Below are 15,878 nucleotides of genomic sequence, written 5' to 3'. Positions count from 1 at the left end.
TTCCACCTATAATTTAGATTCAAATGCGGAATTGATAATAGTTTTTTTACCAGATTTTTCCACACTAATTTTTTCAATGCCTTCAGTAAATTCATCTCTTTGAGAATTAGCAAATTCACCAACAACAATTTTTCCCTCTAATTCTTTTGCTCTCATTCTTTCTGCAGCAGATTTGAACACAGTATTTGCTTTCATAACAGCAGCCATTGCAGTAGGAGTTTTAAGTTTATTTTTACGACCAAAATAAGTAGGACATTGAGTTGCAACTTCAATAAATGAAAATCCAGGATTTTTCAAACCTTCTTTAATTGATAAAACAAGATTTTCAATTTGAACAGTAGTCCACCTTGCAGAATAAGATGCACCGGCAGCTGCAACAAGTTCAGCCAATTTAAATGGAGCATCACGATTACCGTAAGGCGCAGTTGTTCCAAAACTACCTTTAGGAGAGGTAGGACTAATCTGGCCACCAGTCATACCATAAATATTATTATTGATACAAATAACAGTAAGATTAATATTTCTTCTTGCGGCATGAATTAAATGATTACCTCCAATAGAAGCAGCATCACCATCACCAGTGAAAACAACAACATCCAAATCTTTATTAGCCACTTTTAAACCAGTTGCAAAACTTAAAGCTCTTCCATGAGTTGTATGAAGTGAATCACAGTTTAAATAACCAGGAATTCTTGAAGAACATCCAATTCCAGAAACCATAGCAATATTATCAAAATCCATTTCTGCTTTTTCCATAGCTGCTAAAAATGCATTGATAATCGCACCATTTCCACAACCCGGACAAAAAATATGAGGCAACCTATCTTCCCTTAAATATGGGAGAAACCTATTTTCTTTTTGTTCTGACATTTAGTTTCCTCCTATTCTATTAATTTGAACTAATATTTCATCAGGAGTTGGCATGGCTCCTCCAATTTTACCCATCAAATGAACATTAGCACTTCTTTTAAGAACACGATCAACTTCATAATACATTTGACCTAAATTCATTTCCACCACAATCACATCATTTGCATTAGATGACAATTGAATAACCTGTTCTTCTGGGAACGGCCATGGAGTGTCAAGTTTAATATAACCAACTTTTTTACCTTCATCCCTAGCTTTGTTTACAGCTTCGACAACAGACCTTACCGGTGAGCCATATGATAAAATTATAATATCTGCATCTTCACATTTATCTGATTGAACAGAACATATTTTATCCCTATTATTTAAAATTTTATCACAAATTCTTTGAACTAATTTATCATGAGTTTCAGGATTGTTTGTATCCGGATATCCCCTTTCATCATGAGTTAATCCAGTAACATGAATATTAAATCCGTCACCAAAAGAAGGCATAGGATTAGTTCCATTTTCAACATTTTTAAATGGTAAATATTTATCTGATTTTTCAGGTCTTTTTCTTGGAACTATTTCAATATCATCTTCAACAGTGATTTTTTCTCTCATATGACCAACAATTTCATCAGCCATGACAAATACAGGGCATCTAAATTCTTCAGCTAAGTTGAATGCCTTAATTGTGAAATCAAAAAATTCCTGAACGCTTGATGGTGCTAATGCGATTGGTTCATAATCCCCATGAGAACCCCAACGAGCTTGCATCATATCCCCTTGTGCAGTCATTGTTGGTTGAGCAGTTGAAGGAGAACCTCTTTGAACATCAACAATAACCATTGGAGTTTCACTAATAAATGCGTAACCAATATTTTCCTGCATTAATGAAATACCAGGTCCTGAAGTTGCGGTCATTGATTTGGTTCCTCCCCAAGAACCACCAATTATCGCACCTGCAGAAGCAATTTCATCTTCCATTTGAACAAATGAACCACCTACTTTAGGCAATTCTCTAGCAAGAGTTTCTGCAACTTCAGTAGAAGGAGTAATGGGATAACCTGCAAAAAATCTACAACCTGCAGTTATTGCGCCTTTAGCACATGCTTCATTACCTTGAATAAAAAATTCTTGAGCCATTTTTTAACACCTACTTTTTGCCATTTGTAAATTTAGGATTGAAGTTTGTATTGTTATCTTCATCCATCCACCAGTTTTCACCTAAATCTACTGTAATAGCCTGATCAGGACATGCAACTTCACAAGTACCACATTTTGTACATCTTTCTTCAAACTTAACAAAAGGCAATTGCACACCTTTTTTATTAACTTCTGAAGAAATTGCATATACATTCTTGTAGCACATAAACAAGCAAAGGTGACATCCTTTACACAAATCTTCATTAATAATAATCAATTTTAAAATCTCCTAAAAAATCTATAATAAATAAATACAGATTATGATATATCTTTGTTAACAAACATTTAAATATCTTATTAAAATATCATCTAAAATAAAAATTATATAAAAAATACAACACAAATATATTTAATGATGAAAGAATTAAAAACACCAATCACAGATAGTGACTTGAAAAATCTTGATGTTGGCGATAAAATCACCATTTCCGGAACCATTTATACTGGCCGTGACGCAGCACTCCCCCAATTTGTCAAATTAATCAAGAAAGATGAAATACCATTCGACATGAATGGAATGGTCATAATGCATACAGCATTTAGCGATGCAGGAATAGCTCCAACAACAAGCAATAAAGAGGAAATTGAATCCACAATTCCTTTTTTAAGTGAAAATGGTGTTAAAATTCATATCGGAAAAGGAACATTAAGTGATGAAATAGCAATGGAATTAAAGAAAAACAATTCCATTTTTGTTATTACACCGCCAGTAGCTGCATTGCTTACAAATAAAGTATTGGAAAAGAAATGCGTTTTATTTGAAAAAGAAGGTATGGAAGCCATGTTTGAATTGAAGGTAGATGAAATACCTGGAATTGTGGCCATCCATAAAGGAAAAAAGATTTAATCCATTTTTACATCACGTATATACTTTGCCGGAACCCCACCAACAATGGTGTTTTCATCAACATCCCTGGTTACAACAGCTCCTGCTGCAACAATAGCACCATCACCGATTGTGACACCTGCAAGAACTGTAGCATTAGATCCAATCCATACATCATTGCCTATTTTAATTGATGAAGGTTTCAAATTACCTCTTTTGGCAGGATTTTCATCATGGTTTAAAGTGGCTATGACAACATTATGGCCAATGAGCACATTATCCCCGATATAGATTCCACCCTGATCCTGGAATTTGCAGCCTGCATTGATAAAGACATTTTTTCCAAGATGTATATTCTTTCCGAAATCTGTGAAAAATGGTGGAAAAACTCTAAAATCATCACTGACATTACAACCAATCAATTTTGAAAATAAATCCCTGATTTCATCAAAATCATGGTAAGTATAATTAATTTCACAAGTAATCTTTTGTGCTTCCCTGGAATAATAATTACAAGCATCAGCAGCTTCTTCATCCATTACCAATGTTTTGCCTTCATTAAAAATATCTAAAAGTTCATTAAGTTGTAACATGAATAATGGTTTATAAAAAATAATATTTAAAAATAAGTAAAAAAAGGAGTTATTATTAAAAATAACTCAGAAAATGAATCTATTCTTCGTCTTCTTCGTCGTCAGATTCTTCTCTTTTTTCGAATTCATCTACGAAATTAACTTTGGTAATTTCTTCGATGTTGTCCCAGATGTCTTTAGCAATTCTGAATCTTGCAAAGGTAATGTCCATGTAAGATTGTTGGTCGAATTTAGCCATTTCATCTAATTTAATATTTGCAACGCCATCAACGATGTCAATTTCAGTTTTTTCGATATCGACATTAGGATTAGAGTAGTGTAACTCAATCATACTTTTAATTTTATCTTCAGGATTGTCAATGATTTCAGTTACTTCAACATCGTAAATTAAGTCTTTTCCTGCTAATTCGTGGTTGAAATCAACTTTTACTCTTCCACCGTTAACGGTTAAGATTTTACCGGTTGAACCTTCAGATTGGATTTTCATACCAGGATATGGAGTCATACCTTGTTTTTTGAACTCTTTCATAGGTACTAATTGAATCATTTTAGGATCTCTTGGTCCGAATGCATTATCTGATTCAACTTCAACATGTTTGGTGTCTCCAGCATCTAATCCTTTAATTGCTTCTTCAATAGCAGGTAATAAATGATTTCCTCCAACAACAATTGGAATTGCTTTGTAAGTTTTATTTTCTTCGAAAATTCCTGCTTCTTGTGCTATTTCTTCATAAGTAGTATCAAATACGTCATCAGTTTCTTTTATTTTACCAGTAAAGTTTACTCTAACAAAATCTCCGTTATCTATAGCCATAAAAATTACGCTCCATAATAATTTTGATTAAATAATTTGTTAATAAATATAACATATAAAATTTTAGTAACCATTACTTATTAAAGTTTTGTTTATATGAGAATTTAATGTAAAAAATAAGTGTTGCTGAAAAAATATAAAATATTACAATAATACTTTTCATACGCTCTCTGTAAAAGAATAATATATAAATAAAACAATAACATAATTCATGAAAAGAAGAGGAGCAGTCAATTTACCATTACATGGAGGTCATCCACCGGCATGGCTATTTTCCAGAATGGTTGATTTGTCAGGAGCACTAGCTTCGGTCATCATCGAAGAATATAGCTTGAATGAATTTCTAAACAGAATTTCAAATCCATACTGGTTTCAGGCATTCTCCTGCGTTTTAGGTTTTGATTGGCACTCTTCAGGAACAACCACAACCACATTAGGAGCTTTAAAGGCATCACTATCTCCTGAAGAACATGGAATTTATCTGACAGGAGGAAAAGGCGCGAAATCCAGAAAGACTCCCGAAGGAATTGAACATGCTGGAGAGGTATTTAACCTAAAAACCAAAACAACCGAAACATTGGTTGAAACAAGCAGATTATCTGCCAAAATTGACAACTCCTGCATTCAAGACGGATACACATTATACCAGCACAACTTCTTCATTACCGAAAAGGGTAATTGGGCTGTCATCCAGCAGGGAATGAACACAGAAACCAAATACGCCCGCAGATACCATTGGCTAGGCGAAGAGGTTGATGAATTATTAAATGATCCTCACAGCGGAATTTCATGCGACAAAAAAACTCCAAACACATTGAACATGTCTTCAAAGGATAGTGAGGAAGCTCAAAAAATTAGCGTTGATTTAATCAACGACAATCCAAACCACCTAAGACAATATTTCAAAAGAAAAGACAATCAAATGCTTTTGGAAGATTTTACAATGCCTGCACACCATCCTGTGCTTGACATGGACATTTCAGACAAGGAATTTGAAGTGCTGACAAAGGCATGGGAAATTCAGCCCGAAAACTATGAAGAGCTAATTCTTCTTCAGGGAATTGGACCTAAAAAAATAAGAGCATTGGCATTGATATCCGACTTGGTATACGGAGAACCTGCCAGCTGGAAGGACCCCGTCAAATACAGTTTTACCCATGGAGGAAAAGACGGTTTTCCCTATCCTGTTGACAGGGAAGTCTACGACAATTCAATTCAAACCATCAGGGATGCAATTGACCAGGCACGCATAAAAAAAGACACAAAACTAAAAGCAATCAAAAGATTGGATGACTTCATTTCCTAACGGTTTTCATTATGGATATTGACATTTTTTCCATGAGCAGTCGGAATAACTTCAAGTACAGGATTTTCAAATTCCAAATCAAACTCCTTGCCATCCATCAGCAGATGTTGGAATACTGCAAGAGATGATACTTCAGAATGAGGCTGAGTTGTAACGGAAACATTCCAATCTGCTGCCTTATATACTTTTCCAGGAACTTTGGAACCGCCAACAATGATTAAAATATCAGAACCATCTGCACGAACTTCAGGAGCGACTTCATGAGCTTGTGATCCATACATTGTCAGGTGAACTACTTTTCCGCCATCAGCTTTCCACTTATTGATAACTCCCATATAACCTTCAGCATATTCTATTTCAAAGTTGCCTCCAAAACGTGAAGCGGTATCCCTCACATTTTCCATGAGCTTATTGTCCCTTTCTCCTGCAAGATATATTTTGCTGGCTCCGAATGCGCGGGCAGTCAAACATACATGAGTTGTTATACGAGTATCTCTTTTTAATCTGTGATCTAATCTTAAAACATTTACATTCATAATATCAAAAAAATAAATTAATTAATCTAATATTTTAAATTTTGAATATTTAAAAATTTGTATGAATGATGACGGGCCACTCACCACTAATTGAAACAGGATTGGATGATGTTTGCTTATGAACGAAGTTGTATTTAAAAAATGGAGGTGATGAATATGTAAACTGGTGAGTGACACACATCAAAACTAACTATATAGAACCTGCTTAATAAACTAATGCTTTTTAAGAAAGCAATTTTAATTTTAACACACTAAATTGCTTTAAAAATGAAAAATTAGAAGAAATATAAAGCTACAGCCATAAACAACAATGCCATTAAACGACCTACTTCGTTACTCATTCCCAAAACATCACCGTTGGCAAGCACGAAATTCCTTCTGGCAATAAGAGCAATGATGATGCCTGAAAACATAGCCCCTAAAGCTCCGCAGACTCCAACAACACCACCCAATAAAAATGATATTATGCAAACGAATATTGTGGATATCAAGTAATTTGACGGAGTTGTTTCAAGCATGAAATAACTTCCAATTCCAGGAGTTAACGGTTTTGATAAAAGCGCAGTTGTAATAAGGGAAGTCTTTGCAACCATTTCACAAATAATTATTCCAGATATGAAATTATAATCCAGAATATTGTATAAGCCCGCTATTGTTAAACTGGCCACTAAAAACAGTGTTGCAACACCACCTGCACCTACGGACGGGTCTTTCATCACCATGATTTTACGTTCAGGCTCACCATGAACCATTACCCCATCAGCCATGTCCATTACACCATCCAAGTGATTATAACCTGTAATAATCATCAAAAATGCATAGACAATTACGGCCGTGAAAAATGTATTCAGATGCAGGAAATTCAAAGAGACATAACCGCAAGCTGCTGCCAAAAGGCCTATGAATATATGTAGAAATGGCCAGCACCATGTCAATTTGGTCATATACTCTATTGAAGTATATACGCGAATCGGCAAAATTGTTGAAAATGTCAAAAGGCCCAGCAAAGACCTTATCGGTGAAAATTCCTCATCTTCAAAATAGCCATCATCTTCCATAATCATTCCTCAAAAATTTTTGAAACACAACCGGCTATCAAACCTGCAAATACATCCTCCAAAAAAGGAGGCAAGCCATAGATAATGCCAGGTTTTGCTTCAAAGTATCTCCTAAAGTTGAAAGTTGCTTTTGTTCCTGCAATCTGGTTAGAAACAGCTAAACCCAGCACATCATCAGCATAGTGATTTGAATCATCACCCATATTGATTTCTCTAATATGGTCTCCGGCCAGGTCCTGTTCTGTTCTCATTGCAGCAACTATCAGAGTTATAACATCAATGTCTGCCAATGATTTCAGAATCTGCGCTTCCATTTTTTGTTTTAAATCATCATTAACTTCATCATCATCAACAAGCTCCAAACCAGCTTCAATCAAATCCCCTATAAGAATACCTTCGGCCACAAGATAATCCAATATTCCAAAAGTCAAATCAAGTCTTTTAAATGCATCTTCAAGACTTATTTCAATCGCTTCTTCAATTTGAACTTTTATCTCTTCAAAATCAATTTCATCATATTGGGCATTATTGATATCAAGGCTTTCGCCATCGCTTTCGGGAATATTTGAAAGAACTGCAAGAAACTCATTGGTATTCAAAATGTTTTGAATGTGAATAGGCAATGCCATGCAGGCCAAAGCCTTTGCCTTAATATTGGTAACCGCCTTAAAGATTTTAAGCAAGTCTTTTGGGGATAAAACCTTATCAATGTAAACAATATGGCTTAAGTTAATTCTTGCATCCAGAAATCCTTTAGGAGAATTGGCCACTTTTAATTGTTTGGTAAACTCCTCGACAACAACATCATTTGCCATAAATGTAAAAATAGTCAAGTCCCCATAAGTATTTTCAAAATAATCCAAAGATTCACTTGCCTGTGCAATATAAGAACCTTGAGACTGATTGAAAACTTCCGCTTTTTTTGCAGTTGATTTAAAATCATCCTTAGCCTTAACAACATTGACATTTTCAACAATGTCAATACCGTCACTAACCGTGAAGTCGCTGAATGCCAAAAAATGCTTTGGGTTATTAATGCAAATCCCATAATCTTTTTCAATGACACCAATTTTCATGTTATAACCTAATCAATTATACATATAAATATATTAATTATTTAATTTAAATTTTATATCAATCACAAAAAAGGACATCATACTATGACAATTATTATTGACCCCCAATCCAGCGGAATTGCTGGAAATATGATTATAGGTGCTTTGGTTGACTTAGGTGCAAATAAAGATGAGCTAAAGGAAATAATGGAAAAATCAGCTGAAGCATTCGGTAAAGTGAAAGTATCATTCAATAAAATCTCAAAACATGGAATTGATTCGACATTCTGCCATGTGGAAATGATTGAACATCAACCTCCAGTCAATTATCCTGAATTCATTGAAAAAATTGAAAGCTTGGACATAGATGAAAAAGTTAAAGAAACTTCAATAAATGTTTTTGAAAGAATAGCTAAAGCCGAATCAAAAGTTCATGGAAAAACATTGCAGACAGTACATTTTCATGAAGTCGGTGCAAGTGATGCAGTAGCAGACGTAATTGGGTCAATATATGCTTATTATTCACTTAATTTAAATCAGCAAAAAATAATCGGCCTTCCAATAGCTGTTGGCGGAGGTAGAGTAAAAACTGCCCATGGAACAATACCTGTTCCGGCACCTGCCGTTTTAGAAATCCTAAAAGATGCAAATATTGTTGGAGGACCAGTGGACAGCGAACTTGCAACACCTACAGGCAGTGCGATTTATGCTGAAATTTGCGATGAAATAAGCGAATTCATTCCACCAGTCAAACCTAAAAAAATAGCTTACGGTGCAGGCAAAAAGGATTTTGACCATCCAAACATTTTAAGGATTATAGAAACATCAGACATATCCGAAAAGGATACTATAGATGTTATTGAAACGAATCTGGACCATTTAACCGGTGAAGAAATTGGATATTTATTTGACAATCTCCTGGATAACGGAGCAAGCGACGTGTCAATCACACCAATAATCATGAAGAAAAACCGCCAAGGAAGTCTTTTAAAAGTAATTTCAAAAAGAAAAAATAGAAATCAACTTGTAAATGTAATTTTTAAAGAAACCGGAAGTTTAGGAATTAGAATCGCTCCAAATTTACACAGAGGAATAGCAAAAAGAGAATTTGTTAAAAAAGAGTTTGAGATAAATGGCGAAATATTTGAAGTCACATTTAAAAACGGCTATGTTAACGGCGAGATTATTTCATCAAGAGCAGAATATGAAGATTTGAAAAAAATCGCACAAAAGACTGGCCTTCCATTAATAAAGGTAAAAGAGATGATAAGATGAAAAAAGCGATTTCAGTTTTATCCGGAGGACTTGACTGTACTGTTGCAACAAGCGTTTATTCAAAGGACTATGAAATCCATGCAATTACATTCAATTACGGTCAAAAAAGTTTTAAAAGAGAACTGCAAGCATCAAAAGAAATTTGCGAAAATATGGGCTTTAAGCATTACGTAATTAATCTTCCATGGCTTGCTCAAATCAGCACATCCAGTTTGAATACTAATGAGGACATTCCAGAAATTAAAGAAAATGAATTGGACAATCTGGAAAAAAGCCAAGAGACTGCAAAAAGCGTCTGGGTTCCTGCAAGAAATATGGTGTTTACATCAATTGCAACATCATTTGCTGAAAGCATTGGCGCTGAAATAATCATTGTGGGCTGGGATGCAGAAGAAGCTGCAACATTTCCAGATAACTCAAAAGAATTTATGGATGCATTCAATGAGTTAATAAGCATTGGTTCGCCTGAAAATATAAAAATTGAAGCACCAGCCATTGATTTGAATAAAGAGGAAATTGTTAAGTTAGGTGTTGAAGTTGGTGCTCCAATGGAATTAAGCTATTCATGTTATGCAGGTAGAGACAAACATTGTGGCATTTGCGAAAGTTGTATGAGGCGGAAACGAGCATTTAAAAAATTAAAAATTAAAGATTTAACCGAATATGAAAAATGACTAATCATACTTTCTTAATTCAGCATCCCAATTGGCATCATCTAAATCCATATTTTTTCTCATAGAATCTGCAGCGCAAGCAACTGAATAATATGCATCATTAATTCCAGCATTAGATTTCTCATAGTTTGCAATTCTGGATTTTTTAAATCCGATTGAACCCGCTTCGCCATAAGAGTCAATATCAGCACCAATGAAAATAAATTCCCAACTATGACTTGAAATCATGTTTTTAATTTGCTTTTTGGAATATTCAATGGAGGAATTTTCCATACCGTCAGTCATGACAACAAACAATACCTTATTTTCAATTTTGCTGTTAAGTGATGTAATTGTCCTTCCAATCGCATCCAAAAGAGCTGTTGAACCTCCAACATAGTATTCTTTGGATGTTAATTCACCAACATCTTCAATTGCTTTTCTTTCATATAATACTTCATATCCATCATTGAAAAGGATTGTAGTTACTTTAGTATTAAATTCCTTGTTCTTTTCTTTTTCAATGAAAGCATTGAAGCCACCCATGGTGTCTTTTTCAGACCCCCACATTGATCCACTTTTATCTATTACAAAAATCAAATCCAAGTCCTGATTTTGAGGTAAATCCTTCATGATATTCACATCCCAAATATTGTTAATAAGTTGTTAATAACTTACACACAATATATTAACCAAATGTAGTATATAAATGTTTCGGAAAATACAAAAAATTATCATGAAAAATATAAAATAAGACCTAAAATAAAAAAATAAGCATTTAATGAAGCTTAATTCCACAATTAGTGCAGAATGAATCATCACTACCGACTGAAGCACCACAATTAGGACATTTTAATTCAACTTCAAATTTAGCACCACAATTTGTGCAGAATCTGTCACTTAAATCGGCAACAGTGCCGCAATTTTGACAATATTTCTTATTTCCGCTTGCAAAATTAGACTGTTTGAATTCATCTTTTGGAGTTGGAACCTCACTTAAAACAGGATTTGAATAAAAATCCTTTTGATTTTCAATTTCCACAATCAATTCATTCATGACTGCAATTCTTTTGCTGTCTGAAGGATGTGTTGAGAAAAAATCATGATCATTTGGATTTCCTCCAGCCATGCTCTACCAAAAATCAGGAATTCGAGAAATATCATAGCCTGCCCAATGGATTATCATCATTCCAAGCTTGTCCGCTTCCAATTCCTGGTCTCTTCCCCATGGATTCATCAGGAAAAATTGAGACCCTATACTTGCAACATTGGTTGCAGCCCTTGTAAGGTCACCGACTCCGCCCAAACCTACAAGATCAAGAGCGAAACTACCAAACCATGCAGCCGAAGTAATAGTATTTTGAGCATTTTGAGCACTGATTCTAGTTCGGGCATGGTCAAGCAGTGCATGAGCCATTTCATGACCTAAAATAAATGCTACTTTCTCTTCACTATCTGCAACGGATAAAATACCTGAAAACATGACAATTTTACCACCAGGCATACAGAATGCATTCACCGCATTGTCTGCAATCAAATGAAAGTCCCAGTCATAATAATCCTCAGTATAATCACTTCTGCCTATTTGAGCCAAATAGTTTTCAACCGCCTGAATCAATCTTATGGCAACGTTTCTAACCAATTGACCTTGAGATGTGTTGTCAAGAAGCTGTGACTGATTGACCATAGCATAATACTCATTATATGAATCCTGCAAAAACTTATCGTCATTAATTATATCAAAATGGGATTTTCCAGTAAGTGGGTTTATAGCGCTCCTGTCATCCTTTGCCATATTACATCACAATAATTATATTTACAAGTTGTGTTTAATAAGTTTTTTAATATATGATGGATATAATTAAAAGCAATATGAGTAAAAAAATATTTATCTTCATGATAGCTATTCTATTTATTGGAGCTGTTTGGGCTCAAAATGACTCAAACATTACTCTAAACAATGTCAATTTTGAAATACCTTCCAAATACAAAGGTGGAGAAATAGACAATAACCGATATGAATTAAATAATGAGTTTTCCATTGAATGCGTTGATGACAATCTTGAAAAACACATTGGACTTTGGGCCTGTGAGAAAGAATATGAAAAGAATTTGACAATAGGCAAACATCCAGTTAGATATTACTGCCAATACAACCAATATGTCCATGACAACCAATCCCATGTATATTTTGCATCTGGAGATTCAATTTATGAAATTGGATGGACCGGCAATGAAATTACAAAAGAAATTGAAGACATGATTAGAAACACTCCCCCAGCCCAAATAGATTATGATGAATTCTATTATGAATTAGATAAATCAATTGACCTATACAAAAAAGAAAGAACCGGCAAATTAAATCAAGAGGGAGAATATAATTATTTAGAAGCCAAATACAAATCATCCCCACATACAAACGAAAAAAAAGATGACACTCACTTTAAAGAAATATTGTTAACTCATTACAGAAAGTGATAACTTTTAAATAAGTTAAAAACTAAATATATAATAAAATACATTAAGTATCGTATTTCTTTAAATATTACTTAAAGTTTAATTTGCATCAAATCAAAGCGAGTGAATTAAATGAATAGGACAAAAAAATTAATCATAGCTATTCTTGTTATCGTTCTTATTGGATTAATAGCAGTAATCTTTGGAGCGTTATTCAGCGGTCCAGATTTATCAAGTGAAACCAAGAACATACTAGTATTAGCTTCTGATAAAGAAGAACAATCCAACGGTGGAGTGGACATGGCATTTATGATTCGTTTAGAAAACGGATCTTTGAAAAACTATACTCCAGTATACCCTGGAGGAATGACACATCCTACACAGCCCGCCCCAGGAGGTCTGGGAGGTAACATGTTCCTACACGATTGTCTGTGGGATGGAGTAGGTCAAGGTATGGAGTATGCTAAAGAGATAGTTGAAGCTAATACCGGAATGAAATCAGATGCTGTCGTGGTTGTTTATGATGTTGCAGTAGATGATATCATAGATTCTGTTCGTCCACTTAAAGTAGATGGTGAAGTAACAAACCTTTCTGCTACTGAAATTATTCGTCAAAACGACGCGTACCAAGGTTATCCAGGTAATGAAAATGTTCAAGGAAACATGTCAAGAGGAGATTCCGTAATGGTATTAGTTAAAGCACTTGCTAATGCTTCCAAAGATCCTGATAAGAAAAATACCATGGTACAAACTGCACTAAAAGAGTATTCTAACGGAAACATCATTATGAAACCAGAAGGCTCATTCACTAGATTACTTGCTTCAAGAGGATTTGAAAGTTTAACAGGATAATCTTTAAAGGATTTAATTCAAATTCTTTAAAGAATTTTTTTTATTTATTTTAGGACATCACCAATAATTTGAATTTTGGTGGTGGCATCTTTATTTTTTATTGAATTTTAATTATAGTCAACTTCAGATTCAGAAACTATACTGAATTCAATGATTAACATTATTCAAATTTTACAAATGATTAATTAAATCAAAAATATTTCACATTAACCCATTTTAATCAATGCTGCATCAACATTAACAACAGCTATTTCAAAATATAGTTTTGAAAAACTCTAGGATATATATCAAACAATTCAAAGCAAAGCAAAACTAAAAAATCCTAGTGTTAATGTTTAAGAGTTTGCATTAATCAGATAAAAAAAGAAAATTGAAGGAATATTAAATCCCTTCCTTTAATTAACAACCACATTTACCTTTTTGGAAGTTCCTTTGAAATATTTATCACCTGCAAACTTAATGGTTCCAACAAATGTGCCTTTTTTATTCAAATTTTTAACTTTAAAGACGGCTTTACCTTTTTTGTTGGTTTTGACTTTGTAGGTTTTTCCTTTGATTTTCAAAGTAACTAATTTTCCTTTCAATAACTTTTTGCTATTGAATTTCACTACTGCAACAACATTCTTGACTTTTGCATTGACTTTAGCTTTTACTGTTTTTGCAGTTATTTTGGTTTTTGCTTTTTTAACAACCACATTGACATTGCTTTTGCTTGCAGCCTTATAGACGCCATCTGCGGCAGAATTAATTGTTGCCTTATAGGATTTAGGAGCTAAAGTTGAAATGTCAATTGAAATTTTACCTTTACTATTGGTTTTCAAAGTTTTTGAAATGCTTCCAACTTTAACAGTTACTTTTTTACCTGATACAACGCCCTGACTGTCTTTTAATGTAATTACAAGTTTTTTATCAGATTTGTATGCTGCAGTGACAGCAGATGCAACGATTTTTGGTTTATCCTTTGTGACATTTAGGGTAAATATTTTTGACAAATAGTCATATTCATCGTGTCTATCTTCGAAATCAATAGCATATAGAACGATTATTTTATGTAAACCTTCTGAAAAGCGACCTAAGTTAACTTTACCTCCGCCTTTTTCCCAAAAATCTTTCATGTCACTGCCCCATAAGTCAATGGCAAAGTCACTTACAGGCCTTCCAGATTCAAAATGAGGATCAATCAATGCAATTAATCCCGCACGGATTGTATACTCTTTGTCTTTTGGTTTGTTTGTGGAAAGTGTAATATATACATCCTGACTGGTTAGAGCAGTTGAAGGCATGCTGGCATCAATAGGCGCATCTTTGGTTAAAGTGGAGAATGAAGCATTATAAATCACCATTCCATCATTTAATTTAATTGTTACAACGAATTTGCCTGATGTTAAGCCTTCCAATATATTAAGGAAACTTTGATTAAAATCAGCTAATTTAAATTCACCATTAATCAATTTTATTGTAGCTGCCTTTATGCCATTGAGATACAAAGCCAACTCATTTTTTAGCAATGGATTGATAATATTTGTTTTGATAACAGGTAAATTTTTTTCAATAAAATTCAACAAATCCAAAATTGCAAAGGCTTTTTCTCCGACCCCCAGATTTATATCATTGTCTATGCTTTTTCCCAAGATATTGTCACTGCCATAGACTTCAAGTCCGACAGCAGATTTTTCACTTTGGTTAAAGTTGTCATATCCGCTAAATGCTAATGTCTCACCGAATACTTTAGTATTCTCGTTTTCCAGAGTGTTTTCTTCATTGATATCATTCAAGTCCTCGTTGAGAGATTCTTGTTCTTTAGATGATACAATTACAGTGCCGTTTGCATTATCTGGAACTTCAACACCAAAATTGTCCTCCTGATTTGAGGTGTCAGTGTCGTACTCCCTTTCAGCACCTATAATGTGCACATTGTCTTGACTTAATTCACTTGACCCGTCATCCACCAGGGCATCTATCTGAGATTCACCAACAATCACCTCATCATTGCTGTTTTCAAGAGCAGATGCATCCATATCCTGTGACGCACTAACTGCACCAAGTGTTAAAACTGCAAGTAACAGGAGCGTTACGAACATTATCTTTTTAAATTTCATAATACCACATATTTTTAACATGTCTTTCAAATTATCTCTTATCAAGTTTGTTTAAAAATTCAAAAATATTGGGAAAGATTACAAACAATTGCAGTCTGAGTGTCATGTTTTCCCAACCAATTTCAAATCAAACATTGTTTAAACAAAAGATATGTATCTATATGTTTCGTATGATATATAACTTATGCAAATGAGGTCTTGTTGAAATCCTTTTTTAAATTTTTGTTGAAAGATCAATATTATAAACTAATGTTTTGAGTCTTGTTTCTTTATTTTGTAAACGTGTGCTTTTA

At 33.9% G+C, this 15,878-nt stretch carries 18 protein-coding genes; 6 read left to right on the top strand and 12 right to left on the bottom strand.

Translation table 11 applies throughout. The features are described from left to right. Positions 1-6: 6 nt before the first annotated feature. Genes QZN45_RS06640 through QZN45_RS06630 form a run of 3 tightly spaced genes read right to left on the bottom strand, consistent with a single transcriptional unit; the run spans position 7 to position 2,278 of the window. Positions 7-870 carry a 2-oxoacid:ferredoxin oxidoreductase subunit beta gene (locus QZN45_RS06640; protein WP_296811963.1) on the bottom strand — a complete coding sequence of 288 codons (864 nt, stop codon included), beginning with the start codon at positions 868-870 and terminating at the stop codon, positions 7-9. After that, complete coding sequence (locus QZN45_RS06635) at positions 871-2,001, bottom strand: 2-oxoacid:acceptor oxidoreductase subunit alpha (protein WP_296811961.1); 1,131 nt, start codon at positions 1,999-2,001, stop codon at positions 871-873. A gap of 10 nt (positions 2,002-2,011) precedes the next feature. After that, positions 2,012-2,278: a ferredoxin family protein gene (locus QZN45_RS06630; RefSeq protein WP_292880565.1), complete on the bottom strand. Its 267-nt coding sequence runs from the start codon at positions 2,276-2,278 to the stop codon at positions 2,012-2,014. 138 nt (positions 2,279-2,416) lie between these two features. On the opposite strand from QZN45_RS06630, the gene QZN45_RS06625 reads away from it, so the two are divergent. Next, positions 2,417-2,908, top strand: a complete 492-nt coding sequence (locus QZN45_RS06625) for a fumarate hydratase C-terminal domain-containing protein (RefSeq protein WP_296811958.1) — start codon at positions 2,417-2,419, stop codon at positions 2,906-2,908. Here QZN45_RS06625 and QZN45_RS06620 read toward each other — a convergent pair. Together QZN45_RS06620 and QZN45_RS06615 are read right to left on the bottom strand one after the other, a co-directional pair. Further along, positions 2,905-3,480, bottom strand: coding sequence for a DapH/DapD/GlmU-related protein (locus tag QZN45_RS06620; protein WP_296811955.1), 576 nt, complete (start codon positions 3,478-3,480; stop codon positions 2,905-2,907). The two genes, QZN45_RS06625 and QZN45_RS06620, sit on opposite strands and share 4 nt — an antisense overlap. 79 nt (positions 3,481-3,559) lie before the next feature. Beyond that, positions 3,560-4,294, bottom strand: a complete 735-nt coding sequence (locus QZN45_RS06615) for a peptidylprolyl isomerase (RefSeq protein ID WP_292606412.1) — start codon at positions 4,292-4,294, stop codon at positions 3,560-3,562. Between the two features lie 211 nt (positions 4,295-4,505). Between QZN45_RS06615 and QZN45_RS06610 the strand changes: the two genes are divergently transcribed. Continuing rightward, positions 4,506-5,600, top strand: a complete 1,095-nt coding sequence (locus QZN45_RS06610; protein ID WP_292880560.1) for a DUF763 domain-containing protein — start codon at positions 4,506-4,508, stop codon at positions 5,598-5,600. Here the strand turns inward: QZN45_RS06610 and QZN45_RS06605 are convergent. The 3 genes from QZN45_RS06605 to QZN45_RS06595 all read right to left on the bottom strand — a co-directional run bounded on the left by QZN45_RS06605 (position 5,597) and on the right by QZN45_RS06595 (position 8,270). Then, a complete protein-coding gene (locus tag QZN45_RS06605; protein ID WP_292606480.1) occupies positions 5,597-6,139 on the bottom strand; it encodes a tRNA (cytidine(56)-2'-O)-methyltransferase in 543 nt (180 codons plus the stop codon). The genes QZN45_RS06610 and QZN45_RS06605 overlap by 4 nt on opposite strands. Positions 6,140-6,411: 272 nt before the next feature. After that, entirely contained in the window at positions 6,412-7,194 is a 783-nt protein-coding gene (gene cobS, locus QZN45_RS06600) for an adenosylcobinamide-GDP ribazoletransferase (protein WP_296811951.1), read from the bottom strand. 2 nt (positions 7,195-7,196) lie between these two features. After that, entirely contained in the window at positions 7,197-8,270 is a 1,074-nt protein-coding gene (locus QZN45_RS06595; RefSeq protein ID WP_296811948.1) for a phosphatidylglycerophosphatase, read from the bottom strand. Positions 8,271-8,354: 84 nt separating this feature from the next. Between QZN45_RS06595 and larC the strand changes: the two genes are divergently transcribed. Both larC and queC read left to right on the top strand, forming a co-directional pair. After that, positions 8,355-9,524 (top strand): nickel pincer cofactor biosynthesis protein LarC, encoded by a 1,170-nt coding sequence (gene larC, locus QZN45_RS06590; protein ID WP_296811947.1) that lies wholly within the window; start codon positions 8,355-8,357, stop codon positions 9,522-9,524. Continuing rightward, positions 9,521-10,198: a 7-cyano-7-deazaguanine synthase QueC gene (gene queC / locus QZN45_RS06585; RefSeq protein ID WP_296811945.1), complete on the top strand. Its 678-nt coding sequence runs from the start codon at positions 9,521-9,523 to the stop codon at positions 10,196-10,198. The genes larC and queC overlap by 4 nt, the downstream gene beginning before the upstream one ends. Here queC and QZN45_RS06580 read toward each other — a convergent pair whose 3' ends face one another. The 3 genes from QZN45_RS06580 to QZN45_RS06570 form a co-directional block, all read right to left on the bottom strand. Beyond that, positions 10,199-10,810 carry a vWA domain-containing protein gene (locus tag QZN45_RS06580; RefSeq protein ID WP_296811942.1) on the bottom strand — a complete coding sequence of 204 codons (612 nt, stop codon included), beginning with the start codon at positions 10,808-10,810 and terminating at the stop codon, positions 10,199-10,201. A 145-nt stretch (positions 10,811-10,955) separates the two neighbouring features. Next, positions 10,956-11,306: a zinc ribbon domain-containing protein gene (locus QZN45_RS06575; protein ID WP_296811940.1), complete on the bottom strand. Its 351-nt coding sequence runs from the start codon at positions 11,304-11,306 to the stop codon at positions 10,956-10,958. 3 nt (positions 11,307-11,309) lie between these two features. Next, positions 11,310-11,972 carry a M48 family metallopeptidase gene (locus QZN45_RS06570; RefSeq protein WP_296811937.1) on the bottom strand — a complete coding sequence of 221 codons (663 nt, stop codon included), beginning with the start codon at positions 11,970-11,972 and terminating at the stop codon, positions 11,310-11,312. Between the two features lie 77 nt (positions 11,973-12,049). Here QZN45_RS06570 and QZN45_RS06565 point away from each other — a divergent pair, with 77 nt between their 5' ends. Further along, complete coding sequence (locus QZN45_RS06565) at positions 12,050-12,655, top strand: hypothetical protein (RefSeq protein ID WP_296811934.1); 606 nt, start codon at positions 12,050-12,052, stop codon at positions 12,653-12,655. A 111-nt stretch (positions 12,656-12,766) separates the two neighbouring features. After that, the gene (locus QZN45_RS06560) at positions 12,767-13,486 is read left to right on the top strand and encodes a DUF4012 domain-containing protein (protein ID WP_296811932.1); all 720 of its coding nucleotides are present in this window, start codon (positions 12,767-12,769) and stop codon (positions 13,484-13,486) included. Between the two features lie 395 nt (positions 13,487-13,881). Here QZN45_RS06560 and QZN45_RS06555 read toward each other — a convergent pair whose 3' ends face one another. Next, positions 13,882-15,585 (bottom strand): hypothetical protein, encoded by a 1,704-nt coding sequence (locus tag QZN45_RS06555; RefSeq protein WP_296811929.1) that lies wholly within the window; start codon positions 15,583-15,585, stop codon positions 13,882-13,884. Positions 15,586-15,878 lie beyond the last annotated feature (293 nt).

Source organism: uncultured Methanobrevibacter sp. (genome assembly GCF_900314695.1).
GTDB lineage: Archaea > Methanobacteriota > Methanobacteria > Methanobacteriales > Methanobacteriaceae > Methanocatella.
This window is presented reverse-complemented; position numbering and strand designations above follow the sequence as displayed.

Excerpts from the sequence above, each read along its gene's own strand:
- queC (WP_296811945.1), top strand. The coding sequence starts at position 9,521 with ATGAAAAAAGCGATTTCAGTTTTATCCGGAGGACTTGACTGTACTGTT.
- QZN45_RS06560 (WP_296811932.1), top strand. The coding sequence starts at position 12,767 with ATGAATAGGACAAAAAAATTAATCATAGCTATTCTTGTTATCGTTCTT.
- QZN45_RS06565 (WP_296811934.1), top strand. The coding sequence starts at position 12,050 with ATGAGTAAAAAAATATTTATCTTCATGATAGCTATTCTATTTATTGGA.
- QZN45_RS06640 (WP_296811963.1), bottom strand. The coding sequence starts at position 870 with ATGTCAGAACAAAAAGAAAATAGGTTTCTCCCATATTTAAGGGAAGAT.
- QZN45_RS06625 (WP_296811958.1), top strand. The coding sequence starts at position 2,417 with ATGAAAGAATTAAAAACACCAATCACAGATAGTGACTTGAAAAATCTT.
- QZN45_RS06620 (WP_296811955.1), bottom strand. The coding sequence starts at position 3,480 with ATGTTACAACTTAATGAACTTTTAGATATTTTTAATGAAGGCAAAACA.
- QZN45_RS06610 (WP_292880560.1), top strand. The coding sequence starts at position 4,506 with ATGAAAAGAAGAGGAGCAGTCAATTTACCATTACATGGAGGTCATCCA.
- QZN45_RS06570 (WP_296811937.1), bottom strand. The coding sequence starts at position 11,972 with ATGGCAAAGGATGACAGGAGCGCTATAAACCCACTTACTGGAAAATCC.
- QZN45_RS06635 (WP_296811961.1), bottom strand. The coding sequence starts at position 2,001 with ATGGCTCAAGAATTTTTTATTCAAGGTAATGAAGCATGTGCTAAAGGC.
- QZN45_RS06575 (WP_296811940.1), bottom strand. The coding sequence starts at position 11,306 with ATGGCTGGAGGAAATCCAAATGATCATGATTTTTTCTCAACACATCCT.
- QZN45_RS06615 (WP_292606412.1), bottom strand. The coding sequence starts at position 4,294 with ATGGCTATAGATAACGGAGATTTTGTTAGAGTAAACTTTACTGGTAAA.
- QZN45_RS06580 (WP_296811942.1), bottom strand. The coding sequence starts at position 10,810 with ATGAAGGATTTACCTCAAAATCAGGACTTGGATTTGATTTTTGTAATA.
- QZN45_RS06555 (WP_296811929.1), bottom strand. The coding sequence starts at position 15,585 with ATGAAATTTAAAAAGATAATGTTCGTAACGCTCCTGTTACTTGCAGTT.
- larC (WP_296811947.1), top strand. The coding sequence starts at position 8,355 with ATGACAATTATTATTGACCCCCAATCCAGCGGAATTGCTGGAAATATG.
- cobS (WP_296811951.1), bottom strand. The coding sequence starts at position 7,194 with ATGGAAGATGATGGCTATTTTGAAGATGAGGAATTTTCACCGATAAGG.
- QZN45_RS06595 (WP_296811948.1), bottom strand. The coding sequence starts at position 8,270 with ATGAAAATTGGTGTCATTGAAAAAGATTATGGGATTTGCATTAATAAC.